This window comes from Curtobacterium sp. MCLR17_040 (assembly GCF_003234735.1).
In the GTDB taxonomy this organism is placed as follows: domain Bacteria; phylum Actinomycetota; class Actinomycetes; order Actinomycetales; family Microbacteriaceae; genus Curtobacterium; species Curtobacterium flaccumfaciens.
In genome coordinates this window covers 40,420-64,137 of the sequence record NZ_QKTE01000001.1, presented here as the reverse complement: position 1 = coordinate 64,137, position 23,718 = coordinate 40,420, and the positions used below count along the sequence as shown (strand labels likewise).

23 protein-coding genes are annotated in these 23,718 nt (G+C 72.4%); 9 read left to right on the top strand and 14 right to left on the bottom strand.

Annotated features, from left to right (window positions below; translation table 11 throughout):
• Positions 1–26: 26 nt before the first annotated feature.
• Positions 27–884, top strand: a complete 858-nt coding sequence (locus tag DEJ01_RS00305) for a helix-turn-helix domain-containing protein (RefSeq protein ID WP_181438311.1) — start codon at positions 27–29, stop codon at positions 882–884.
• 50 nt (positions 885–934) lie between these two features.
• Here DEJ01_RS00305 and DEJ01_RS00300 read toward each other — a convergent pair whose 3' ends face one another.
• Positions 935–1,474 (bottom strand): hypothetical protein, encoded by a 540-nt coding sequence (locus tag DEJ01_RS00300; RefSeq protein WP_111029819.1) that lies wholly within the window; start codon positions 1,472–1,474, stop codon positions 935–937.
• Positions 1,475–1,757: 283 nt separating this feature from the next.
• On the opposite strand from DEJ01_RS00300, the gene DEJ01_RS00295 reads away from it, so the two are divergent.
• Both DEJ01_RS00295 and DEJ01_RS00290 read left to right on the top strand, forming a co-directional pair.
• The gene (locus tag DEJ01_RS00295; protein WP_111091882.1) at positions 1,758–2,489 is read left to right on the top strand and encodes an alpha/beta fold hydrolase; all 732 of its coding nucleotides are present in this window, start codon (positions 1,758–1,760) and stop codon (positions 2,487–2,489) included.
• Between the two features lie 81 nt (positions 2,490–2,570).
• Positions 2,571–4,190, top strand: coding sequence for an MFS transporter (locus tag DEJ01_RS00290; protein WP_181438310.1), 1,620 nt, complete (start codon positions 2,571–2,573; stop codon positions 4,188–4,190).
• 22 nt (positions 4,191–4,212) lie between these two features.
• Here the strand turns inward: DEJ01_RS00290 and DEJ01_RS00285 are convergent, their stop codons facing one another.
• Complete coding sequence (locus DEJ01_RS00285; protein WP_071405843.1) at positions 4,213–4,530, bottom strand: hypothetical protein; 318 nt, start codon at positions 4,528–4,530, stop codon at positions 4,213–4,215.
• Positions 4,531–4,618: 88 nt separating this feature from the next.
• Between DEJ01_RS00285 and DEJ01_RS00280 the strand changes: the two genes are divergently transcribed.
• Positions 4,619–5,824 carry a PP2C family protein-serine/threonine phosphatase gene (locus DEJ01_RS00280; RefSeq protein WP_111091880.1) on the top strand — a complete coding sequence of 402 codons (1,206 nt, stop codon included), beginning with the start codon at positions 4,619–4,621 and terminating at the stop codon, positions 5,822–5,824.
• A 355-nt stretch (positions 5,825–6,179) separates the two neighbouring features.
• Here DEJ01_RS00280 and DEJ01_RS00275 read toward each other — a convergent pair whose 3' ends face one another.
• A complete protein-coding gene (locus DEJ01_RS00275; protein ID WP_071248348.1) occupies positions 6,180–7,049 on the bottom strand; it encodes a phosphoribosylaminoimidazolesuccinocarboxamide synthase in 870 nt (289 codons plus the stop codon).
• The gene (gene purD, locus DEJ01_RS00270) at positions 7,046–8,314 is read right to left on the bottom strand and encodes a phosphoribosylamine--glycine ligase (protein WP_111091879.1); all 1,269 of its coding nucleotides are present in this window, start codon (positions 8,312–8,314) and stop codon (positions 7,046–7,048) included. Before purD ends, DEJ01_RS00275 begins: the two co-directional genes overlap by 4 nt.
• Positions 8,315–8,371: 57 nt before the next feature.
• Here purD and DEJ01_RS00265 point away from each other — a divergent pair, with 57 nt between their 5' ends.
• Positions 8,372–8,743, top strand: coding sequence for a sterol carrier family protein (locus DEJ01_RS00265; protein ID WP_071248502.1), 372 nt, complete (start codon positions 8,372–8,374; stop codon positions 8,741–8,743).
• 320 nt (positions 8,744–9,063) lie between these two features.
• Here the strand turns inward: DEJ01_RS00265 and DEJ01_RS00260 are convergent, their stop codons facing one another.
• Entirely contained in the window at positions 9,064–11,652 is a 2,589-nt protein-coding gene (locus tag DEJ01_RS00260) for a LuxR C-terminal-related transcriptional regulator (protein WP_146247521.1), read from the bottom strand.
• A 108-nt stretch (positions 11,653–11,760) separates the two neighbouring features.
• On the opposite strand from DEJ01_RS00260, the gene DEJ01_RS00255 reads away from it, so the two are divergent.
• Positions 11,761–12,162: a hypothetical protein gene (locus tag DEJ01_RS00255; RefSeq protein ID WP_110858851.1), complete on the top strand. Its 402-nt coding sequence runs from the start codon at positions 11,761–11,763 to the stop codon at positions 12,160–12,162.
• A gap of 84 nt (positions 12,163–12,246) precedes the next feature.
• On the opposite strand, the gene purF is transcribed toward DEJ01_RS00255, so the two are convergent.
• Positions 12,247–13,704, bottom strand: a complete 1,458-nt coding sequence (purF, locus tag DEJ01_RS00250; RefSeq protein ID WP_027465037.1) for an amidophosphoribosyltransferase — start codon at positions 13,702–13,704, stop codon at positions 12,247–12,249.
• Between the two features lie 73 nt (positions 13,705–13,777).
• Here purF and purM point away from each other — a divergent pair, with 73 nt between their 5' ends.
• Positions 13,778–14,893, top strand: coding sequence for a phosphoribosylformylglycinamidine cyclo-ligase (gene purM, locus DEJ01_RS00245; RefSeq protein ID WP_110858852.1), 1,116 nt, complete (start codon positions 13,778–13,780; stop codon positions 14,891–14,893).
• 219 nt (positions 14,894–15,112) lie between these two features.
• Here the strand turns inward: purM and DEJ01_RS00240 are convergent, their stop codons facing one another.
• Entirely contained in the window at positions 15,113–15,331 is a 219-nt protein-coding gene (locus DEJ01_RS00240) for a DUF3073 domain-containing protein (protein WP_017886249.1), read from the bottom strand.
• Positions 15,332–15,489: 158 nt separating this feature from the next.
• On the opposite strand from DEJ01_RS00240, the gene DEJ01_RS00235 reads away from it, so the two are divergent.
• Positions 15,490–16,635: an NAD(P)-binding domain-containing protein gene (locus DEJ01_RS00235; RefSeq protein ID WP_111091877.1), complete on the top strand. Its 1,146-nt coding sequence runs from the start codon at positions 15,490–15,492 to the stop codon at positions 16,633–16,635.
• A 128-nt stretch (positions 16,636–16,763) separates the two neighbouring features.
• Here DEJ01_RS00235 and DEJ01_RS00230 read toward each other — a convergent pair whose 3' ends face one another.
• The 4 genes from DEJ01_RS00230 to DEJ01_RS00215 all read right to left on the bottom strand — a co-directional run bounded on the left by DEJ01_RS00230 (position 16,764) and on the right by DEJ01_RS00215 (position 20,708).
• Complete coding sequence (locus DEJ01_RS00230) at positions 16,764–17,204, bottom strand: DoxX family protein (protein ID WP_071405836.1); 441 nt, start codon at positions 17,202–17,204, stop codon at positions 16,764–16,766.
• A 120-nt stretch (positions 17,205–17,324) separates the two neighbouring features.
• Complete coding sequence (locus DEJ01_RS00225) at positions 17,325–17,600, bottom strand: DUF3072 domain-containing protein (protein WP_017886246.1); 276 nt, start codon at positions 17,598–17,600, stop codon at positions 17,325–17,327.
• Positions 17,601–17,697: 97 nt separating this feature from the next.
• Entirely contained in the window at positions 17,698–18,453 is a 756-nt protein-coding gene (locus tag DEJ01_RS00220) for a hypothetical protein (protein WP_111091876.1), read from the bottom strand.
• 11 nt (positions 18,454–18,464) lie between these two features.
• Positions 18,465–20,708: an APC family permease gene (locus DEJ01_RS00215; protein ID WP_111091875.1), complete on the bottom strand. Its 2,244-nt coding sequence runs from the start codon at positions 20,706–20,708 to the stop codon at positions 18,465–18,467.
• Between the two features lie 130 nt (positions 20,709–20,838).
• Here DEJ01_RS00215 and DEJ01_RS00210 point away from each other — a divergent pair, with 130 nt between their 5' ends.
• On the top strand, positions 20,839–21,291 hold the full coding sequence (locus DEJ01_RS00210) for a MerR family transcriptional regulator (protein ID WP_111091874.1): 453 nt from the start codon (positions 20,839–20,841) through the stop codon (positions 21,289–21,291).
• Between the two features lie 141 nt (positions 21,292–21,432).
• Here the strand turns inward: DEJ01_RS00210 and DEJ01_RS00205 are convergent, their stop codons facing one another.
• The 3 genes from DEJ01_RS00205 to DEJ01_RS00195 form a co-directional block, all read right to left on the bottom strand.
• Positions 21,433–22,014 (bottom strand): PadR family transcriptional regulator, encoded by a 582-nt coding sequence (locus DEJ01_RS00205; RefSeq protein WP_071405831.1) that lies wholly within the window; start codon positions 22,012–22,014, stop codon positions 21,433–21,435.
• Positions 22,011–22,871, bottom strand: a complete 861-nt coding sequence (locus DEJ01_RS00200) for a DUF4097 family beta strand repeat-containing protein (protein WP_111029828.1) — start codon at positions 22,869–22,871, stop codon at positions 22,011–22,013. Before DEJ01_RS00200 ends, DEJ01_RS00205 begins: the two co-directional genes overlap by 4 nt.
• A 145-nt stretch (positions 22,872–23,016) precedes the next feature.
• Positions 23,017–23,706: a YitT family protein gene (locus DEJ01_RS00195; RefSeq protein ID WP_111091873.1), complete on the bottom strand. Its 690-nt coding sequence runs from the start codon at positions 23,704–23,706 to the stop codon at positions 23,017–23,019.
• Positions 23,707–23,718 lie beyond the last annotated feature (12 nt).

Sequence of the window (23,718 nt, the reverse complement as noted above, 5' to 3'; positions counted from 1 at the left end):
TTGCGGATTCCGGCTATCCTGCTCGCGTGGATGCGCGACGGTCCGAACTGGGGCAGTACCTCCGCGCCCGTCGGGCACTCGTCCAGCCCGAGGACGTCGGCCTCACTCGCGAGCCCGGACGACGAGTGGACGGCCTGCGCCGTGAAGAGGTTGCGCGGCTCGCGGGCATCAGCCCCGAGTACTACCTGCGGCTCGAACGCGGCCGCGACCACCAGCCGTCCGACCAGGTGCTCGTGGCGCTCGGCCGGGCCCTGCGGCTCGACCACGAGGCGGTCGACTACCTGAGCCGCCTCGCACACGCCGAACGCCGCCGCCCCGAGGGGGTCGTGCCGCCGGGACTCGACGACTCGGTCCGGTCGCTGCTCGCGCAGTGGTCGCACACCCCGGCGTTCGTGATGGACCGCAACCAGGACATCATCCTGTCCAACGCCCTGGCGAGCGCACTCGGCCCCGGGTACATGGAGCCGGGCGCGAACCTCGTCCTGCAGATGTTCTCCGAGGCGTCCCGGCAGCACGCGGCCGACTGGGACCCCACCGCGCACCGGGTCGTCGCCGCGCTCCGGCTGCACGCCGAGCCCGAGGACCCCCGGCTGCAGGAGATCGTCGGCACCCTGACCCTGCAGGACCCGGACTTCGCCCGCATCTGGGCGCGGCACGACGTCGCCGTGCAGCGCACCGGGGTCTCGCGGCACTGGATCGACCCGATCGGCTGGGTCGAGTTCCGCTGGCAGAACCTTGCGATCCCGGGCAGCTCGCACGTGCTCGTGACCTTCTGGGCCGACCCCGGCACCCCCGCAGCCGCGGCCGTCGCGTACCTCGCCGCGCAGGTGCAGCAGGGCACCGCGCGCCGGCAGCCGGTCGCGGGCGAGACCGCGGTGGGCTAGCCAGGCGCTCGCAGCGGGCGTCGCAGCCGCGGCGGTCGCTGCGCTCCCGGTCAGGCGGTCGTCGCGCCCTCGTCGAGCAGCCCCCGGAGCGTCGTGAGCCGAGCGGCGGACTCGTCGTCCGCCGCCGTCCACACCACGAGCACGTGCTCGGGGTCCTCCAGCCGGCGCAGCTGCTCCCACCGCAGGTCGATCCGGCCCACGAGCGGGTTCTCGAACGCCGACTCCCCGCGGCGAGTCGGCCGGACCGCTCCGCCGGCCCACTCGGTCGCGAACGTCGTGCTCCGGGCCATCAGCTCGCCCAGGAGCTCCTGGAACCGGTCGTCGGCGTCGTGCTCGTCCAGCGAGTCCCGGAGCATCGCGGCGGTGCGGTGCGCCTCGGCCTCCCAGCCGTCCACCGAGTCCTCGACCCAGGGGTTCAGGAAGGTGAACCGCGCCAGGTTCGTGCCGACGGTGAGGGACGCGGACAGGGCACCGGCGAGCCGGTTCGCCGCCACGACGTCCAGGTGGCGGTCGAAGACCACGACCGGTTCGGCGAGCGCGTCCACGAAGTCCTGGGCCGACGTCGTCGTCGTGCCGTCCTCGTGTTCCATGCGATCACGCTAACCGGCCGGGCCGTGGAGCAGGGGGGAGAAGGGGGCCCCGGCGGGGACCCCGTCGCGGTGCCTCCGCCCCGCAGGGGGACCCCGGCACGGTGTGTCCGACTGTCGGAGGGCACCGTGCGCCGCACCCGGAGCCGCCGGCACGGGCTGTCGTCGGGGGTGACGGGCAACGACAGGGACACGACGACGCAGCACCCCCAGCCGTAGCGTGACGACGCCGAGACCGCCCGGTCCCCGCACCACCCCAGACGTTCGTCACGAAGGAGACCCGCACATGGCTGCACCCACCATCGTCCTCGTCCACGGCGCGTTCGCCGACTCCGCCAGCTGGGCACCCGTCACCCGCGAGCTGCTCGACCGCGGCCACACCGTCCTCGTCCCGCCGGTCTACAACCGGAGCCTCGCCGAGGACGCCGCCTCGATCCGCGCCGTCGCCGAGCACGTCGACGGGCCGGTCGTCCTCGCCGGTCACTCGTACGGCGGGGCCGTGATCACCGTCGCCGGCGAGGCCGAGAACGTCGTCGGACTCGTCTACGTCTCCGGCTACGTGCTCGAGGTCGGCGAGAGCCTCGGGCAGCTGCAGGGCGGGTTCCCCGACTCGGACCTCGCCGCGAACCTGGTGTACACGCCGTACCCGGTCGCCGGCGCCGAGGACGGCACCGACGTCTCCGTCGCGATCGACGCGTTCCCGCAGGTCTTCGCCGCCGGGGTCGACCCGCGCGTCGCCGAGCTGCTCGCCGTCTCGCAGCGCCCGCTGTCCGGTGCCGCCTTCGGCGAACCGGCCTCCGCCGCTGCGTGGAAGACCACCCCCGCATGGGCGATCGTCTCGTCCGACGACCACACCATCAACCCCGAGGTCGAGCGCTTCGGCTACTCCCGCGCCGGCATCACCGACGTGACCGAGCTCGCCGCCCCGCACCTCGTCATGCAGACCCACCCGAAGGACGTCGCCGACGTCATCGAGCGCGCCCTCGCCGCGACCAGCGCGACCGACGCCGCCGCCTGACCCGACCATCCCTGGAGGCGCGGCGTGCGCCCGGCGCGCACCGCGCCTCCAGGATGTCCCCGTCCCACCCCAGGAGGCGACGTGACCACGGAACGCACCACCCCAGCACCCCGCGGCGGCGCCCTGGCGCCGCTCGCGATCCCGGTCTTCCGCGCCCTGTGGATCGCGGTGCTGGTGAGCAACATCGGCAGCTGGATGCAGACCGTCGGCGCGCAGTGGCTGCTCGTCGACGAGCACGCCGCACCCGTCGTCGTCGCCCTCGTGCAGACCGCGTCGAGCCTGCCGGTGCTGCTCGTCGGGATCCCCGCCGGGGTGATCGGCGAGTTCGTGGACCGGCGGCGGTTGCTCATCGGCGTGCAGGCGTTCCAGGTGGTCGTCGGCGTCGTGATGACCGTGCTCACCGCGACCGGCGACATGACCCCGGCGCTCCTGCTCACCGTCACGTTCTTGCTCGGTACCGCCTCGGCGCTCCAGCTGCCCGCGTACCAGGCGCTCGTGCCCGAGATCGTGCCGCGCGCCGCGATCACCGACGCCGCGGCGCTCAGCTCCGTCGGCGTCAACGTCGCCCGGGCGATCGGACCGGCGCTCGCCGGGGTGGTGATCGCGCAGCTCGGCGTGCCGTTCGTGTTCGCCGCCAACGCGCTGTCGTTCGCGCTCTTCCTGGTGGTGCTCGTCGCCTGGCGCGGCTACCAGCGCCCCGAGACGCGGGCCGAACCGTTCATCGACGCCACCCGCGCCGGGCTGCGGTACGTCCTGCACGCGGCGGTCGTCCGCCGGCTGCTCGTGCAGCTCGCCGTCTTCATGGTGCCCGCGAACGCGCTGTGGGCACTCCTGCCGCTCGTCGCCGACGGCTCGCTCGGCCTGTCCTCCGGCGGGTACGGGCTGCTGCTCGCCGCCGTCGGCATCGGGTCCGTCGGCGGGGCGTTCCTGATGCCGGCGGTCCGTGCGCGGCTCGGCATCGGCCGCACGGTCGGCATCGCCTCGGTGGTGTTCGGCGTCTGCACCACGGTCGTCGCGCTCGTCCCCGTGCTGGCGGTCGTGCTCGTCGCGCTGCTGGTCGGCGGGGTGGCCTGGATCGCCGTGGTGACGACGCTGAACGGCACCGTGCAGGCGTTCCTGCCCGCCTGGGTCCGGACCCGCGGGCTCGCCGCCTACCAGCTCGTGCTGTTCGGCTGCACCGCGATCGGCGCGGCGCTCGCCGGCGCGGTCGCCACGCCGCTCGGGGTGACGGGGGCGCTCGCCGGGGCCGGTGTCCTCACCGCGCTCAGCGCCGCAGCGCTGCTCGTGTCCGGGTTCCCGGTGCTCACCGACCGGCAGCGCGCCGTGACGCCGATGCCGTTCGGGGACGAGGTGTTCGTGGCGGACGACCACGGCGCGGCGACGGGGGAGACCCTCGTGCTGCTGCATTGGACGGTCCCGGCGGACGCGGTCGACGAGTTCCGGGCGCGCGCCGAGCGGCTCGGGCGGAGCCGCCGGCGGACCGGTGCCCGTGACTGGAACCTCTACCGCGACGCCGCGACCGGGCCGGACGCCTGGGTCGAGGCGTTCCGGGTGGGGTCGTGGCAGGAGCACGTCGACCAGCACGAGGTCCGGCAGACCGGGGACGACGCGCGGACCCTGCAGGCGGTGCGCGAGGTCGCGGGTGAGCCGCGGGTGGAGCACCTGGTCGCGGAGGGGGTCGGCAGCCCGTCGTCGTGGTGACGGGTGGTGTCAGCGGCCGGTGTCAGCAGCCGGTCGTGGTGAGGGTCACCGTCGCGACCGTGCCGTCGGACACCTTGGTCGTCTGCGGGCAGAGGTCGCCGGCGCGGACCGTGACCTTGCCGAGGGGGACGCCCGCGAAGTCGGCCGTGCCGCCCGGGAACACCCGCTGGTGCTCGGAGAGCTTGCCGGTCGAGGCGAACACCTTGACCTCGTACGGGTGGTCGGCGGCGTTCGACGACACCGTGACCGACACCTGGCCGGTGGAGTCGTGGGCGCCACAGCCGGCGAGGGCCAGGAGCGCGGCCACGCCGAGGACGGTTGCGGGGACGACTCGGAGCACGACGACCAGGGTACGCCGACGCGCCCGACGATCTGCGCCCTCCGGACTGGGGCCAGGCCCTGTCCGTTCAGCGCGTTACCGTGGGAGCATGCAGCCGGAAACCGCGATGTCCGTGCCCGCGCCGACCGGGGCCGATGCCGTCCGGCGAGCGGCCCTGATCGCGGCACTCGACGTGGTCGACGGTGGCGTCGAGGAACGGTTCGAACGGATCACCCGCATCGCGCGCGAGGCCCTCGGGGTCTCCGGCTCGTTCCTCAACCTGGCCGGCGAGACCACGCTGACGATCAAGTCGCAGCAGAGTGACGCCGCCTTCGGGCCGATCATCCCGCTGCAGGACACCTTCTGCGGCCGGACCCTGGGCGAGCAGGGGCCCGTGGTCGTCCCGGATGCCCGCGAGGACGCGCGGTACGCGGACCTGCCGATGGTGCTCGGCGACCCCAACGTCCGGTTCTACGCCGGTGTCGGGCTCCGTGCCGGCGACGACGACCTGAAGGTCGGCACCCTCTGCCTGATCGACCCCGAGCCGCGCACCCTCGACGCCGACGAACTCGAACTGCTGCAGGAACTCGGCATCTGGGCGGAGCGCGAACTGCTCGCCGGAGCCGACGAGGACCGCCTGCGCACCGTGCTCAACGGCCTGCAGCCGACCGAGGTGCAGGTGCCCGGCTACCGGATCACGGGGATGTCGATACCGCACGGGCTCGTCTCCGGTGACTTCCACGACTGGCACCGCTCCGGCGAGGACTCGATCCACCTGACCGTGTCGGACGTCATGGGCAAGGGGATGTCCGCCGGGCTCCTCGCCGCGAACATCCGCGGAGGCCTGCTCGCCCGCGGCGACCAGGACCCGGGCACCGCCGTCGCCGAACTCGAGGCGCAGGTCGCCCCCGAGCTCAGCCGTGCCGAGTCCTTCGCGACGATGTTCCACGGCCGGCTGACCCCGTCGACCGGGCGACTCGACTTCGCCGACGCCGGCCACGGGCTCGTGCTCCAGCTCCGTGACGACGGTGCCGAGCGGATCCTGCGGTCGTCGGACCTGCCGATCGGGCTGCACCCCGCCGGGATGCCCCGCGCGGCCGGGTCGCTCGTGCTCCGGCCCGGTGACGTGCTCATCGTCGTGACCGACGGCGCGCTCGAGCTCTGGGACTCCACGCTCGCGGCGCTGTCCGAGCTGGGGTCCCTGTACCGGGAGTCCCCGGACGTCGAGACGTTCCTGCAGCGGGTGCGCGCACGTGTCGCCGAGCACGACCCGGGCGACGACCTGACCGTCGTCGTGGTGGCGCGCGAGGCCTGACCGGTCGAGAACTGTCCGGCTCGTCGGCGGTCGCGCGGCGAGTCGTCGCCGGTCGAGTGGTCGCGACGTGTCGTGGGTGGGCCGCCGGGTGGTCGCGAACTGTCTGTTGGCGGGGCCTCGGGCGACGGTTCGTGACCGTTCGCCGGACCTGAGCGGGGTGTCGTGACCATTCGGCCGGCGACGGGCCTCACGCGGCGAGTGGTCGCGACGTGTCGTGGGTGGGCCGCCGGGTGGTCACGAACCGTCGGTTGGCGGGGCATCGACCGACGGTTCGTGACCGCCCGACGGACGTGAGCGGGGTGTCGTGACCGTCCGGGCCACGCCACGCCACACCACGCGCCGGCCGGGCGCGGCGTCAGGCGCCGAGGCGCTCGATCAGCTCGGCGTAGCGCGCAGCCGTGCGCTCGACGATCTCGTCCGGGAGCACCGGCGGCGTGCCCTGGCGGTCCCAGTGCGCGCTGAGCCAGTCCCGCACGATCTGCTTGTCGAACGAGTCGGTGCGGTCGGCGGAGCGGGCGTCCCAGTAGCGGCTGGAGTCGCTCGTCAGGACCTCGTCGGCGATGCGGATCCGGCCGGTGGCGTCCTGCCCGAACTCGAACTTGGTGTCGGCGATGACGACGTCCCGCTCGAGGGCGATGGCCGCGGCCTCGGTGTAGACGTGCAGCGAGAGCTCGCGCAGGGTGGCCGCGGTCTCGGCACCGACCAAGTCGACGGTCTGCTCGTACGAGATGTTCTCGTCGTGCTCGCCCTGGGCCGCCTTGTACGCCGGCGTGTAGATCGGTTCCGGCAGGCGGTCACCGTTGGACAGGCCCGCGGGGAGCGCGACGCCGCACACGCTGCCGGTCTCCTGGTACTCGGCCCAGCCGCTGCCGACCAGGTACCCGCGCACGACGCACTCGACGGGGAACATCGTGAGCGGCATGACGTGCATCGACCGTGCCTCGACCTCGGCCGGCACGGGGGTGCCACCGGAGGACGGACCGATGATGTGGTTCGGGACGTCGCTCAGCTGGGTGAACCAGAACCGCGACAGGCGGGTCAGCAGCTCGCCCTTGCCCGGGATCGGCGGCTCGAGCGCGAAGTCGTACGCGCTGACCCGGTCCGAGGCGACGAGCAGCAGCTCGGACGCACTCGCCAGGTCGGCGGTGCCCTCGGGCACGTAGAGCTCGCGGACCTTGCCGGACGAGACGTGGCGCCAGCCGGCGATCGGCGCAGGGGCGGTCACTTCGCGACCTTCGCGGCGATGTCGGTGCGGAACTGCGCGCCCTCGAGCGTGATGTCGCCGAGCCCGGCGTAGGCGCGCTCGCGGGCCTGGGCGAAGTCCGACCCGGTCGCGACGACGCTGAGCACCCGGCCACCCGTGGCGACGAGCGTGTCGTCGAGGACGCCGGTTGCGGCGTGCGCGACCGAGACGCCGTCGCGGGCGTTCGCGTCGTCGATGCCGGTGATCGGTCGGCCGGTCTGCGGGTTCTCCGGGTAGCCCTCGCTCGCCAGGACGACGGTCACGGCGACCTCGTCGCGGAACACGGGTGCGGGCACGGCACCGAGCTGCCCGGTGGCGGCGGCCAGCAGGAGTTCGCTGAGCGGGGTCGCCAGGCGGGGGAGCACGACCTGCGTCTCCGGGTCACCGAAGCGCGCGTTGAACTCGATCACGCGGACGCCCTGCTCGGTGACGATGAGGCCGCAGTACAGGAGCCCGACGAACGGCGTGCCCTCGTGCTCGAGGCGGCGGACGGTCGGCAGCGCGACGAGCTCGGTGACCTCGTCGACGAAGGCCTGCTCGGACGGCCAGCGGTCGGCGAGCCACGGCAGCGGCGAGTACGCGCCCATGCCGCCCGTGTTCGGTCCGAGGTCGCCGTCGGCAAGGCGCTTGTAGTCCTGCGCCGGGCTGAGCGCACGGACGTCGTGCCCGTCGCTCAGGAAGAACAACGAGACCTCTTCGCCGTCGAGGAACTCCTCGACCACGACGTGCCCGTGCTGGAGCCAGTAGGTGGCGTGGTCGATCGCGGCCTGGCGGTCGTCGGTCACGAGCACGCCCTTGCCGGCGGCGAGCCCGTCGGCCTTGACCACGTACGGGGCGCCGAGCTCGTCGATCGCGGCGACGGCTTCGTCCGCCGTGCCGGCGTAGACCGGGCGCCCCGTGGGCACACCGGCCTCGCCCATGATCCGCTTGGCGAACGCCTTCGAGCCCTCGAGCTGCGCGGCGGCCTTGCCCGGCCCGAACACCGGGATGCCGCGGGAGCGCACCGGGTCGGCCACGCCGGCGATGAGCGGGGCCTCGGGGCCCACGACGACGAGCTCGACGTCGTTCTCGATCGCGTACTCCGCGACGAGCGCACCGTTGGTGGGGTCGAGGGAGACGGTCTCGACGTCGGCGGCGATGCCGGCGTTGCCGGGCGCTGCCGTGATGACGTGACCCGCATGCTCAGCGAGGAGGGCCGTGATGATCGCGTGCTCGCGGGCACCGGAACCGAGGACGAGGATTCGCACCCGATCACCCTACCCAGCCCGACTCGCCGCCCGCGATGCGAGGGCTAGCCTGTGGAGATGCCACCCAGGAGGATCGAGGACGCCGACGGGCGCGCGGCACTGGCCGCGGTGCGTCGTGGGGAGACGGCCCGACCGGCCGTCGCGACCGCGGTTCGGTGGACGTTGCAGTGCCTGGCGGACGAGGTTCCGGGCAACAGCGTCGAGGTACGGGTGCCGCCGTTCGCCGCCGTCCAGGCCGTGCCCGGACCCCGACACACCCGTGGCACACCGCCGAACGTGGTCGAGACGGACGCCACAACGTGGCTCGCCCTCGCGTCCGGCGAGCTGACCTGGGCCGAGGCGGTCGCGCAGTCGCGCGTCAGTGCCTCGGGCTCGCGCGCCGACCTGACGGCGTTCCTGCCGGTCCGGCTGCCCGCCCCCGGCGCCTGACCCTGCGAGTCGCCGGCACCGATCCGCCGGCACTGATCCGCCAGCACGGAGCCGCCGCGGCGAAAGCGCCTGCGGAGAACTCCCGCGCGAATTAGGTAGTGCCTACCGATGCGCCCGCATCGACCGGGTTCCTAAGCTTGAAGTCGCCGGGATTCGGACCCGACCCGAACGGGTCCGAACCCGGCGACAGGCACCAAGGTACGCGATGTTCCACACAACGTGTCAATCGTGGCGGCGCGTCGTGCTGCAATCCGCAACGTTCTTGCGTGCGCGACAGCCGACGCGGAACGCGGAACCGGCCGTGCCGAGTACCGAGCAGCTCAGAGCAGCTCGCTGAGCTCCGACCGCGCGTGCAGGTCCCACTTCGCGAAGACACGCGACAGGTGCGCGTCGATCGTCCGCGTCGAGAGCCCGAGGGACTCCGCGATCCGCCGGTTGCTCAGCCCCTGCGCGGCGAGTTCGGCGACCTCGTACTCGCGCTTCGTCAGCGGCGGTTTCGAGTGTCCCGCGGTCACGGAGATGCCGTGTGCCGCGAGCAGTCCCTGCGCCGCGATCACCCGCGTCCGGTCGCCGGCGCGTACGGCGTCGGCGTACTCGATCACCGCGGCCGCGAGCGGTCCGTCGACGCGGGTGGCGGCCTCGCGCATCCGCTCGAGCGAGCCGGTCGAGTCGCGCCCCTGCGCCATACCGACCGCGTGGTGCAGGGCGTACCCGTACATCACGTGCGTCCACGAGCCGTTGGCCGTGCTGCGTTCGATGATCTCGTCGGCGTGCTGCAGCCCCGCCGGGTTGCCGAGCACGGCCTCGGTCCAGGCGATCGACACGGCGACCTGCTCGCCGGTGATGCGCATCGCCCGTTGCGGGGTGGTCCGGGCACGGTCGAGCGCGCTGGCGGCTGCTTCCGGGCGTCCGCCGTACGCGAGCGCCAGGGCCAGACGTGCCCAGGGGTAGGCCGCGAACCCGCCGTGGTCGGCGATGTCGTACCGTTCGCACGCCGCCGAGAACGCGGCGACGGCGTCGTCCCAGCGGCGCTGTGCGATCGCCAGGTTGCCCTGACCGATGAGCTCGAGCGTGAAGTCGTACTTCAGGTAGGGGCTTGACCGACCCGCGGGTACCTCGATGATCAGGTCGTCGAGGTCGCCGCGCCACATCTGCACCTGGTGCAGGACGGAGGAGTTCTCGCCGACGCTCCAGGGTGCTGCCTCGACGTGGGCCACGGCGGTGGCCAGGGCGCGGTGACCGAGCGCGGACGCGTCGTCCAGCCGGCCGGCGGTCGCCAACGCCATCACCGCGCAGGGTGCGACGGCGAGGAACGACATCGGCATCGTCGGGGCGTCCACGATGCCGCTGCGCTCGATCTCGGCCCGGACCTCGGCGAAGTCGCCGCCCCAGCCCTGGTGCGCCATCCGCAGCAGCCGGAGCCGTTCGACGGCCTCGTCGGACACCACCAGGCGCGTGGCGGCATCGGTCAGGGCGACCGCCGCCGCGATGTCGTCGTCGTGGAACTGGCGGATGTTCGCCAGGGTCTCGCACGCTTCGATGACGGCCTCGTCGGTGACGTCGCCGACGTGCCGCTTCGCCACGGCCCAGGCGGCTTCGGCGTCGGCGCGGCCGGCTTCACGGCCGTCCGAGTACGAGTACGCCAGCGAGCGGAGGCAGTGTGCCGCGACCTGTTCGGTGGGGGTGAGCGTCGTGCGGAGCGCTGCCGAGGCCAGGGCGATCGCGCTCTCGTGCTCCTGCAGCCGCACGGCGACCTGCGCCGCGTCGAGCAGCTGGTCGACCGACGGCAGGACCCCGCACTCGAGCGACCACAGTGCGGCACGCAGGCGTGCGGCGGGCGGTGCGCCCTCGGGCCGGTCGGTGCGGAAGGCGTTGGCGCGCGCGAAGAGTGCCGTTCGCCGGGCCACCGGCACCAGGGTGCGGATGACCTCGCCGACGAGCGGGTGCGACGGCCGGACGACCGCGGCGCCGTCGTCGAGCGAGTCGATGCGGACCAGGCCGAGCGCGACGACCCGGTCGACGTCCCCGCCGGTCACCAGGCCGAGCAGGCGGGCGAGCGGGATCGGGTCGGCGAGGGCGACGATGTCGACGACGTCGCGCAGGTCCTCCGGCAGCGACCCGAGTTCGGTGCGGTACATGTCCGCGAGGCTGTCCGACGCGGTCACGCGCCCGCGCCAGTACCACCCGGTCGCGGTGTGGTCGAGGGCGCCGGAGACCCGCGCCGCACGGACCACCTCGCGCAGGTACAGCGGGTTGCCGGCGGTGGCGCGGTGGACGCGCTCGGCCGAGGCGTTCTCGAGCGGCGAGCCCAGCGCCTCGGCCACGAGCGCCGCGGTCTCGTGCAGCGCCAGGGGCTGCAGGTCGATGCGCTCGAGCAGGTCGTCCTGCCACAGCGCGCGGAGCGGCTCGGGGAGCGCCGTGAAGTCGCGGCAGGTCAGGACGAGCCGAGCACCCTGCCGGCGGACCAGCCAGGCGACGTACCGCGCGGAGATCGCGTCGAGGTGGTCGGCGTCGTCCACGCGGAGCAGGACGTCGCGGTCGACGAGGTCCTCGATCGCCCGGAAGCGCTGCTCGGCGCCGGTGTCGTCGGACAGCTCCGAGATGGACGCCGGCAACTCGCCGAAGCGCTCGGCGACGGCGCCGAAGGGCATCGACCGGCTCGCGGCGACCGCCGTGATCGGCACGACGACGGTGCGGCCGGTGCCGTCGCGACCGGCGACGCGGTCGGTGACCCGCGCCGCAGCGGTGCTCTTGCCGATGCCGGGGGCACCGACGAGCGCGACGCTCCACCGGTGCTCGGCGACGACGGCGACGGCGCGGTCCTCTTCCGCGCGCTGTGCGACGGGCCAGGCCACGCGGGCGGGGGCGGCCGGTCGGCGTCGGCGGGCGGGTGCGGTTCGTTCACGCATCCGACACACCTCCTCCGCTTGGGATACCGACCAGTAGCGACCATCCTCTCCCGGATCGGTCGCCGCGCACAGGCCGCGGGACGTCCCACAGTGGGGGACAATGGACAGGTGAGCAACACCGATCAACCCGACGAGCAGCCGCTCCCCACGCCGGCACCGGCTCCCAGTGCGGTCGCCAGCCCCGACGAGGTCACCATCCGCCGTGCACCGAAGTTCGGCGTGTTCATCGTCGGAGGTGCCGTGCTCGGGTTCCTCGCGACCCTCGTCGTGGTCGCCCTCACCATGAACCTCGGCGGCCAGCGGGACCAGACCAGCTTCGGCAGCCTGGTCGGCTACTTCAGCCTGTGGGGCGTCACGATCGGCGCCTTCGTCGGTGCGGTCGTCGCCGTCGTGTTCGACCGGGTCTACGCCCGGCGGTCGGCCCGCCTGACGGCGGAGCGCGTCGAGGTCGAACTGCCGCCCGAGACGGTCGACGGCGAGCTCGACGACCACGGTGACCAGCGGCCGTAGCCGCTCCCGATCAACGGACTGGAGGCCCGGTGCCAGCTGGCACCGGGCCTCCAGTCCGTCGTCTGGTCGCGTCTCGGACGCGACCTAGCTGAGCTGGTTCGCCTCGACCCAGGACAGGTACTCCGGGCTCACGGTGCCCGTGACGTACTCGCCCGTGAAGCAGCTCATCTCGAGGTCGGTCACGTCCGAGCCCTCGATGATGGCGTCGCGCATGTCCCCGACCTCCTGGTAGATCAGGTGGTCGCTGCCGAGCACGCGGTTGATCTCCGGGATCTTCCGGTCGTGCGCGATGAGCTCCGCACGCGTCGGCATGTTGATGCCGTAGACGTGCGGGAACCGGACAGGGGGAGCGGCGCTCGTGAACGTGACCTCGTTCGCGCCCGCGGCCCGGGCCATCTCGACGATCTCGCGGCTCGTGGTGCCGCGGACGATCGAGTCGTCGACGATCAGGATGTTCTTGCCCTTGAACTCGGACGACATCGCGTTGAGCTTCTGGCGCACCGAACGCTTGCGCTCCGCCTGCCCCGGCATGATGAAGGTGCGGCCGACGTAGCGGTTCTTGTAGAAGCCCTCGCGGTACTCGATGCCGAGCTTCCGGGCGACCTGCATGGCCGCCGGACGGCTCGAGTCCGGGATCGGCATGACCACGTCGATGTCACCGGTCGGCGCGTACTGCTCGATGGTGTCGGCGAGGCGGTTGCCGAGGCGCAGACGCGCGTCGTAGACCGAGATGCCGTTCATCACCGAGTCGGGACGCGCCAGGTAGACGTACTCGAACGAGCACGGCACCAGGCGCGGGTTCTTCGCGCACTGGCGGGCGTGCATCTGGCCGTTCATCTCGATGAACACGGCCTCGCCCGGGGCGATGTCGCGGACGATCTCGTACCCGCCGGACTCGAGCACGAGCGACTCGCTCGCGACGACCCACTCCGGCTGCCCGGCCTCGTCGAACTTGTGGCCGAGGATCAGCGGGCGGATGCCGAACGGGTCGCGGAAGGCCAGCAGCCCGTGCCCGGCGATGGTCGCGATCGTGGCGTAGGAGCCCTCGACCCGCTCGTGCACGCGCTCGACGGCGTCGAAGACCTGACCCGGGTCGAGGTTCGCGCCGCGGACCTGGCCCTGCAGCTCGTGCGCCAGCACGTTCACCAGGAGCTCGGTGTCGCTCGTCGTGTTCAGGTGACGACGGTCGATGTCGAACAGTTCACGCGTGAGTTCCCGCGTGTTGGTGAGGTTGCCGTTGTGGACGAGGACGATGCCGTACGGCGCGTTCACGTAGAACGGCTGGGCTTCTTCTTCGTTCGTCGCGGCGCCCTTGGTGGCGTAGCGGACGTGTCCGAGCCCCATGGTGCCGAGGAGGGCACGCATGTCGCGGGTGCGGAACGCCTCACGCACGTGGCCGCGGGTCTTGTGCATGTGGTGCACGTGACCCTCGACCGTGGCGATGCCCGTCGAGTCCTGCCCGCGGTGCTGCAGGAGGAGCAGTGCGTCGTAGATGGATTGGTTGGCGGGGCCCTGCGCAACAAGGCCGACGATGCCGCACATTCGCGGGTGTGCTCCAGACCGTAGAATCGGGGGGTACCGAACAAGTCTGCCATGTCACCGCGAAGGACTCCGCATGCCCAACCCGTACGCCGAAGCCGGAGTGGACACCGCTGCCGGTGACCTGGCCGTCGAACTGATGAAGTCCGCGGTCGCGGCCACCCACAACGCCTCGGTCCTCGGTGGCGTCGGTGGGTTCGCCGGGCTCTACGACGTCTCGTTCCTGAAGGACTTCTCACACCCGTTGCTCGCGACCTCGACCGACGGCGTCGGCACCAAGGTCGCCATCGCGCAGGCGATCGACAAGCACGACACCATCGGGCAGGACCTGGTCGGCATGGTCGTCGACGACATCGTCGTGGTGGGCGCGAAGCCGCTGTTCATGACCGACTACATCGCGTGCGGCCGAGTGGTGCCGGGCCGGATCGCCGACATCGTCGCCGGCATCGCCCGCGGCTGCTCGGAGACCGGCACCGCCCTGGTCGGCGGCGAGACCGCCGAGCACCCGGGGCTGCTCGGCCCGGACGACTACGACGTGGCCGGTGCGGCGACGGGTGTCGTCGAGGCCGACGCGCAGCTCGGCGCGCACCTGGTGCAGGACGGCGACGTGGTCCTCGCGATCGAGTCGTCGGGCCTGCACTCCAACGGGTACTCGCTCGTGCGGCACATCCTGGCGTCGCGGGGCGTCGGCTTCACGGACCAGCTGCCCGAGCTGAGCGGCGTCGGGTTCGGCGGCGCGGTCTCCGTCGGCGAAGCCCTGCTCGAGCCGACCCGCCTGTACACCGCACCGCTCCTGGCGCTGCTCGAGCAGCACCCGGGCGCGGTGCACTCGCTCTCGCACGTGACCGGTGGTGGCATCGCCGCGAACCTGGCGCGTGTGCTGCCCGTCGGCTCCTGGGTCGAGGTCGACCGTTCCACCTGGCAGCCGCTCCCGGTGTTCCGGGTCCTGGCCGACATGGCCGGCACGCCGATCGAGGACACCGAGGGCACCTGGAACCTGGGCATCGGCATGTTCGCCGTCGTCTCGGCCGGGGCTGCTGCCGAGGTCATCGCGTCACTCGGCGCCGCCGGCATGCCCACGTGGCCCGTCGGCACGATCGCCACGTCCGCACGGGACCTGACCGGGTTCGAGCAGGGCGCCAAGGGTGTCGACGGCGGCGCGGTCCGGCTCGTCGGGAGCTACGCGGGCTGACCCGCCGGGTGGCGTGCTGCCGCCGCGCCGTTCTGCGTGCGGTGAGTGGTCACGAACCGTCGCCTGGCGGGCCTGCAACCGACGGGTTGTGGCCCCTCGGCGTCGTGCGCACGGTGAGTCGTGACCACTCGAGGCCGGGACCCGAGCGCGCCGACGGGCGTTCGGGCACGCGGAAACGCCGCGCTGCCCGAGGGCGGCGCGGCGTCACTGCAAGAGAGGTCAGGCGGACTTGTTCTGGTCTGCCTGGGTCTCGAACTCGTCTTCGTCTTCCGCCGGTTCCGGACCGTACTGGTCCGCCCAACGGTCGACGTAGTTCTCGTCGGAGTGTTGTCCGGCGGAGAGCTCCTGCTCGAGCGCACCGTAGTTCGTCTGCGGACTGAAGTACTTCAGCTCACGGGCGACCTTGGTGTGCTTCGCCTTCTGACGGCCGCGCCCCATGCGTGACCCCCTCGTTCGGCTCTGGTCCGGTCCTGGCGAATGACGGAAGATCACTCGGGGAACCAGACGGTTCGTGGTTTGAAATCTGCCGATCACTCTACCATGTACCTCGATCTGGACGTCGCGCGACGGCTGGCCCGCACAGCAGAATCGAAGTGATGACGGAACCCCTCGAGCCCCCGGTCGACCAGCACGCCCGCGTGGTGGTGATCGGTGCGGGGCAGGCGGGGCTCTCCGTGGGATATCACCTGCGCCGTCTCGGGCTCGTCCCCGGCAGTGACCTGGTGATCCTCGACCGCGCGCCGAGCACCGGTGGGGCGTGGCAGTTCCGGTGGGAGGCCCTGCGGCTCGGAGCGGCGCACCGGGTACACGACCTGCCCGGCATGCGCGCGATGGGCCTGGAGTTCGACGACGCCGACCGGTCACGACCCGCGCGGGACGTCGTCGGCGAGTACTACCGGCGGTTCGAGCAGCACTACGACCTGCGGGTGCGGCGCCCGGTCACGGTGACGTCCATCTCACGCATCGGCGGCGACGGCGGCGTGGCGGGCGACGTTCCGGCGGACGGCGGGCTCTGCGTCACGACCCGGAGCGCCGACGGCACCGTCACACGCATCCGTGCCGAGGTCGTGGTGAACGCATCCGGCACGTGGGGCACCCCGTTCGTGCCGTGGTACCCGGGGCGCGACGTGTTCCGCGGACGCCAGGTCGACACGACCGAGTACGGCAGCGCCGCCGAGTTCGCCCGCCAGGACGTCGTGGTGGTGGGCGGTGGGACGAGCGCGATCGGGTTCCTGCTCGAACTCGACGGCGTCGCCCGTTCGACGCGCTGGTTCACCCGGCGCCCGATGGTCTGGGCCGGGACCGCGTCGCTCGACGTCGAGTCCGCCGTGGCCGCCGTCGACGAACAGGACCGGGCCGCCCGCGCCGGCGAGGTCCTGCCGAGCATCGTCAGCGGCACCGGGGTCCCGGTGTCGCGACGGATCCGCGCCGGCATCGACCGCGGCGTGCTGCGCGACGAGCCGATGTTCACGCGGATGGACGAGACCGGGGTGGTGCGGGCAGACGGCACCCACGTGCACGCCGACGCGGTGATCTGGGCGACGGGGTTCCGGGCCGACCTGCGGCACCTCGCGCCGCTGCACCTGCGGACCACGGCGGGCGGGGTGGTGGTCGAGGACGGCCGGTCGGCCGAGGAGCCGCGCTTGTTCCTGGCCGGCTATGGCCCCCAGGCGTCGACCATCGGGGCGAACCGGGCCGGACGGCGCATCGCCCGCCAGGTCATCGACGCACTGGCGGGCTGAAGAGCTGCGCGGCCCCTCGCACGGTGCGAGGGGCCGCGCGAACGGTGCGAGGTTCCGTTCCCGGTGCGGGCCTCGTGATCTCTCACCGGGAACGGAAGCTCGCACCAGACGAAACCGGGACGCGCGGCTCAGGCGGGGAGGGGCTCCTCGACGCCACGACGACGGCGCGAGGACTTGAGCACCAGGGCGTCGAGCGAGAACCGCCCGGGCCCGGTCAGTGCGACAGCGAGCGAGGCCACCGCGAGCACGAGCACGTACTCGAACCCGCCGTCCTGCGAGTAGAAGCCCGCGGTGCCGTGGGCCAGGAACCCGGCGACGACCATGTCGACGGCCAGCAGCACGCCGACGACGCGGGTCGCGACGCCGAGCACGAGCAGGACGCCACCAACCAGCTCGAGGCCGGCGACGAGGGGTGCTGCGACCTCGGCGAGGGGAACGCCCATGCCCGAGAAGCCCTGCACCACGTTGGGGATGCCCTGGGCGAACTTCTGGGCGCCGTGGGCGATGAACACCACCCCGAGGACGATGCGGAGCGCGGTCAGGCCGATGGAGGTCGATGTCGTTCGCATGGCCACGAAGGTAGCCGGTGACGCGTCATCGATCGTCCTCGAACAGGGGACTGACCGCGCTTCGCCAGAACATGCCCAGAGCATGCCCAGACAGCGGTCCGCCGAAGGGCGGACTGCTTCTCAGGAATCGGCGCCGCGGCCGGTCTGCTGCTGGAGGCGGTCGATGTGCTCCGACGCCTGCGCCTTGGTGAGGTCGGCGGGGAGCTCCTCGCCGGCTTCACGGGCCAGGGTGTCGAGGTAGCTGCGCTGCGGTCCGGTCATCGGCTCGTCGCCGGTGACCCACTGCTCCGGGTCCTTGCTCGCGTCGGTGGAGGGGTCGGGTCGGGGGCCGCCGAGGGTCTCGCCCTGGATCGGTGCGTCCGGGGTCTGCTGCTGGTCGCGGTCTGCGTCACTCATGTCCGCGACGGTACGCCGCGCCCCCGTCACGACACGCAGCAGCGGCGTCCCCCGAAGCGGCCCAGCGGCACAACGGCACCCATCTGCCCGAAGCGGCTCAGACGGCCGTCGCCGCGTACCGCACCAGGTCGGGCCCGACGGCACTCGCGGCGATCGGCACGACGCGGTCGTCCCGCCGGATCCAGATGGTCGCCGCACGCTCGTCGATCCGGTCGACCTCGTGCAGCTCGCCGTCGAGCAGCACCGACGCCGTGACCCGGACGTGCCCGCTCGCCGGACGTGGGGGCAGCCCCACAACGTCGTCGCCGTACGCCGGGTGCTCGCCGGGCTGCAGGAACGGGGACACCGGGGCCGTGACGACCTCGAGTCCCTCGTCGACCGCGGTCACCGCCACCAGGCGGACGGCCTGGTCGGTCGGCAGCGGCACGTCGACGACTGGCTCGGCGGTGGGGCCGGCCAGTGCGCGGAAGGCGGGTCGACCGTCGGGGGCGAGGTGGGCCTCCAGGCCGTCGATCCGGACGCGACCGCGCCCACGGGAGTCGGCGTAGACGCCGGGCTCGATGCCGGACTGCCGCGCCTCGAGCCGGGTGAGGACGACGCGGTCCGGGCGGTACCAGTCGCGGAGCGCGGCCGGGTCCACCCAGCCGACGCTCGGGACGCCGCGGGAGAGCGCGGCGGACTCGTCGGCTGCGCGCTCGTCGCGCGCGCCGAGGGGGTGCTCGCCGCGCACGGCGACGAGTCCTTCGAGCGGGCTGCCGGCCGGCGGTTCGTGGTCGAGCACCTCGACGCGCTTCGAGACCTTGCCGCCGTGTCCGTCGAACGTGGCGAACGTCCGCAGGTCACTGATGGTCATGGGGCCACATGCTACGACTCGTCGGCTCCCCGTCGCGGCGGGGAGGGCACGAGGGCGTGGATCTCGCCCGTGCAGAGCGCGGGGTCGATGCCCTCGGCGGGGCCCGCCGGACGGGTCGCGCGGCGCGGCTGGATGCTGTTGCGCTCGGCGGACCGGAGCAGGCGGTCCGAAGCCGAAGCCGAAGCCGACGCCGCGGCCTCGGCCGACGAACCGGGCTGCACGGGGCGGCGGAGCGGGGGCCGGACGGGCTCGCCGCGGCGCTCCTGGCCGGGCAGCGGGCGGGAACGGCGGCCGTACAGCAGCTCGGACGAGTCGAGCAACCACGGCACCAGGGCCACGGTGACGCCGTGCACGAGCAGCAGCTTCTTGCGGATGCGGCGGCCGCGGTGGTTGTGGAGCAGACCCTCCCACCAGTGCCCGACGATGAAGATCGGGGTGTAGACGGTGACGACCTCGGAGCCGTGCTCGGCCCGGTGCGCCTTGATGTACTTGATCAGGGGCATCGAGATGTCGCGGTACGGGCTCGGCACGATCGTCAGGGGCACCTGGATGCCGTACTCCGCCCACTGGTCGCGCAGGCGCTGGGACTCGGTGTCGTCGATCGCGACGTGCACCGCCTCGATGCTCGCGTGCTCGGCGGCGACCGCGTAGTCGAGCGCCTTGAGCACGGGCTTCTGCAGCTTGTTCACCAGGACGATGGCGTGGTCCCCGGTGGCGCCGAACTTCGTCTCGACGTCGGCCTCGATCTCGTGCGAGACGTCGCGGTAGTAGCGGTTCACGCCGAGCATGAGCACGTACAGCACCGGCATGATCAGGAAGACCAGCCAGGCGCCGTGGGTGAACTTCGTGATCGTGACGATGACGAGCACCACGAGGGTGAAGGTCGCGCCGATCGCGTTGATCGTGCGGGAGCGGACGACCTGCCCGCGGTTCACGGCAGGGGCACCCGCGGGCACCGTCCCGTCGCGGTCTGCTCGCAGCAGCCGTGTCCAGTGCACGACCATGCCCGTCTGTCCGAGCGTGAACGACACGAAGACACCGATGATGTAGAGCTGGATGAGGCTCGTGACGTTCGCCCGGTAGACCACGAGCAGCGCCGCGGCGACGAGGGCCAGGACGATGACGCCGTTCGAGTAGATGAGCCGGTCGCCGCGGGTCGAGAGCGCCTTCGGGGCGTACGAGTCGCGCGCCAGGATGGAGCCGAGCAGCGGGAACCCGTTGAAGGCCGTGTTCGCGGCGAGGAGCAGGACCGCCGCCGTGGTCGCCTGGATCACGAAGAACAGCACCGAGTTGTTGCCGAACGTCGCGGCCGCGATCTGCGCGATGAGCGAGCGCTGCGGCGTGGTCGCACAGTTCGCGAAGCCCTGCAGGTCGCAGGCGCGCTCGGCGTAGTGCACGTGCGACACGAGCGCCAGGGTGATGAGCCCGATGAACAGGACGATCGCGATGCCGCCCATGGCGACCAGGGTGGCCTGCGCGTTCTTGATCTTCGGCCGGCGGAACGCCTGCACGCCGTTCGCGATGGCCTCGACGCCGGTCAGGGCCGAGCAGCCCGAGGCGAAGGCGCGGAGGAGCAGCAGGATGAACGCCGCCTGCGTGGTGTGCTCGACGTTCTGCACGGTGTACGCCGCGGACTCGGCGACCGGGGCGTTGCCGGCGGCGACCCGGACGAGCCCGGTGACGACCATCACGAAGACGCTCGCCACGAACAGGTAGGTCGGGATCGCGAAGGCCTTGCTCGACTCCCGCACACCCCGCAGGTTGGCGGCGGCGAGCAGCACGACGAACAGCAGGGCGAGCTCGACGCGGAAGTGGTCGAGCATCGGGAGCGCCGAGATGATGTTGTCGACACCGGAGGCGACCGACACGGCCACCGTCATCACGTAGTCGACGAGCAGCGCACTCGCGACGACCAGCCCGGCCTTCTCGCCGAGGTTCCGGTGCGCCACCTCGTAGTCGCCACCACCGGACGGGTACGCCTTGATGAGCTGCCGGTACGAGGCGACGACGACCACGAGCAGCAGCACGACGAGTGCGGCGACCCACGGCGCGAACGTCAGGAAGGCCATGCCGCCGAGCAGCAGGATCATCAGGAGTTCCTGCGGCGCGTACGCGACAGAGGACAGCGGGTCACTCGCGAAGATCGGCAGGGCCAGGTGCTTCGGGAGGAGCTGTCCTTCGAGCTTCTCAGAGGGGAGGGGATCCCCGATCAGTCGTGCTTTCAACGACCGGATCTCGTTCGTCACGAGCGGCAAACCTACTCAGTTCCGGGCGCGAGTCAACACGGTTCGCCTGCCGCACATTCCCGGTCGGCTGCGGGCGCGCCACCCTGGGTGTCGCACACCCCTGGCGGTTGACGCAGCGTCAAGCATTACAGTCGCCAGCATGAGCGCATCGACAGGCCCGGGGGACGCAGCTGCGAAAGCTCCCCACGCCATCACCGAGGTGGCGCGTTCCGCCGGTGTCTCGAGTCGGACGCTGCGGCACTACGAGGCCGTCGGGCTGCTGCCGGCGACGGCGGTGGGTGCGGGTGGCCTCCGGCGCTACGACGACCGTGCGCTCGTCCGGTTGCAGCGCATCCTGCTGCTGCGCGGGCTCGGACTCGGGCTGCCGGAGATCGCGCGACGGCTCGACGACGAGGGCGACGACGTCGCGGCGCTCACGGCGCACCTGACGTGGCTCGAGCACGAACGGGACCGCCTGGCCCGGCAGCTGGCCGCGGTCCGCACCACCGTGGCGCGCGTCGAGCACGGGGAGGACCTGACGGCAGGCGAGGCGTTCGCCGGCTTCCCGCCGACGCGGCTGCCGGACTCCGATCCGCCGGGTGCAGGGCGCTGAGGAACCAGGTTCCGGACACCACACCGCGCATCTGCACGGTGCTGTGTCCGGAACCTGGTTCCGGGGGTGGTCCCGGTTCCGCAGGCGGTCCCGGTCACGGCCGGGAGGCCCTGGTCGCCACCGCCTGTCGGCCGCGGGCCGTCAGAGCGACTTGCGCAGGGCCTCCAGGCCGTCACGCAGACGCGTCACGGTGTCCGCACCGAGCGTGCCGCGGGTCGCTCGACGGCGCAGGTCCGCACGCACCTGCTGCCGGAACGACGACAGTGCCATCTCGAGCTCGCGCAGGGCGCGGGCGCTGTCCGACGGGACGGACACGGGCTCCTCGGCGGAACCCGTCGCCGGGCTCTCGGCGGCGGCAGCCAGGTCGGCACGGAGCGAGCGCATGGCCTCGCCGACCGAGGCGCGCACGCCGTCGGCCAACGACTTCACCGAGTCGCTGACGCCGGACTCGACCGTGGCGATCTCGTCGGCACGTGCCGCGAGCTCGGCACGGCCGGCGTCCGTGATCGCGTAGACGGTCTTGCGGCCGTCGGCGGTCTTCGTGACCAGGCCGTCGTCCTCGAGCTTGGCGAGCCGGGGGTAGACGGTGCCGGCACTCGGCACGTAGGTGCCGCCGAAGCGGTCGCCGAGCGCCTGGATGAGCTCGTAGCCGTGCATGGGGTGGTCGGCCAGCAGGACGAGCAGGTAGAGGCGCAGGTGGCCGTGTGCGAAGACGGGGCTCATTCGGGCACCTCGCTCTCGTTCGTCGGGGTGGTCGGCGTCGTCGGGGGCGTCGGCTCGGCGACCGGCGGGGCGTGCAGCACCGCGATGTCGCCGGAGACGGAGTTCACCCGCAGGTCGAGCCACTGGCCGGACAGCTCGCCGCCCTGCTTGACGTACGAACCGCGCACCCCGCGGATCTCGGCGTCGTCGAACTGCAGCTTGCCGGTCGCGGTGTTCACCGTGCACTTGTAGGCGACGCCGTCCGCCAGGCGGACGCTCACCGACCCGGACACCGTGTTGACGCGGGCGGACTCGGGGACCCCGTGCAGGTCGAGCACGACGTCGGCCGAGACGCCATCGGCCTGGAACCGCGGGATCTCGCCGGTGGCCACGACGTCGCCGGAGACGGTGTGCACCGCGAGCGCGCCGTCGAGGTCGCGGATCGTGGTGGCGCCCGAGACGGCGTTGACCGTGACGTCACCCGCGACGCCGTCGACGACCAGGTCGCCGGACACCGTGTTGAGCGTGGCACCGCGGTTCGTGCCGGACAGCAGCGCACCGGCCGAGACGACACCGAGCGTGATGCCGGCGTCGCGGGGGACCAGGATGCTGACGTCGGCGTGGGCCTTGCCGCGGAAGGACTTCAGGAACCCGATGGGGTCGTCCCACCGGACCTGGGGGTGGTCGACGGTGAGGGTGTCACCGTCGACCTCGATGAGCATCTGCTTGCCGGACACGCTGTGGATCTCGACCCGGGCCGTGGGTTCGTCGTGCGCGACGACGTCCACCTGCCCGCCGACGAGGCCGACACGCACGGTGCGCACGATGCCGGTGTCGATGACCTTGGGCTCGTCGACGAGCCACTTCTCCTGCGCCATGTTGCCTCCTGGAAATCGCGATGTATCGCGTCTGTGGAGGTCACGCTATATCGCGTTCCGCACGGCCGCAAGGGGTCGCACGCGATCGCCGGGCGATCGTGAGCAGGGATGGTCGGGTGAGGGCCGTGGACCCGACCGTTCCTGCTCACGAAGCGGGCGTGGCGGGGGTGGGGCGGGCCTCCAGGGTGGGTGTGACGGCGGGTGCTGCGCCGTCGCGCGCTGCGGCCGTGCGCTCGGGGCTCCACGGGAACCGGCGGAAGTGCGGCATGAGCGGTTGGACCATCGGGCCGATCGCGAACGCCGCGATGACGGTGCCGGCACCGACGTCCCCGCCGAGGATCCACCCGACGATCACGACGGTGACCTCGACCAGGGTCCGGGCGAGCCAGATCGGCCAGCCGAGCCGCTGGTGCAACCCGACCATCAGGCCGTCCCGCGCCCCGGTGCCGAACCCCGCACCGATGTAGAACGCCGTCGCGACCGCGAGCAGCACGAGTCCCGCGGCGAACAGCCCGATCCTGGCGACGATCCCCGACGGCTCCGGCACCAGCCAGAGCACCAGGTCGGCACTCGGCCCGATCGCCAGGGCGTTCAGCAGCGTCCCGATGCCCGGCTTCTGGCGGAGCGGGATCCACAGCAGCAGGATGACGCCGCTCGACACCACCGTGATGACGCCGAACGACCACGGCACGACGTTCTCGAGCCCCTGGGTCAGCACCGTCCACGAGCTCACACCGACCACCGCGCGGACCTGCAGCGCGGTCGAGGCGCCGTAGAGGAACAGTCCGACGAAGAGCTGGACGAAGCGCAGGGTGAGGGCGGTGCGGCGGGGCATGTGGCCATGGTC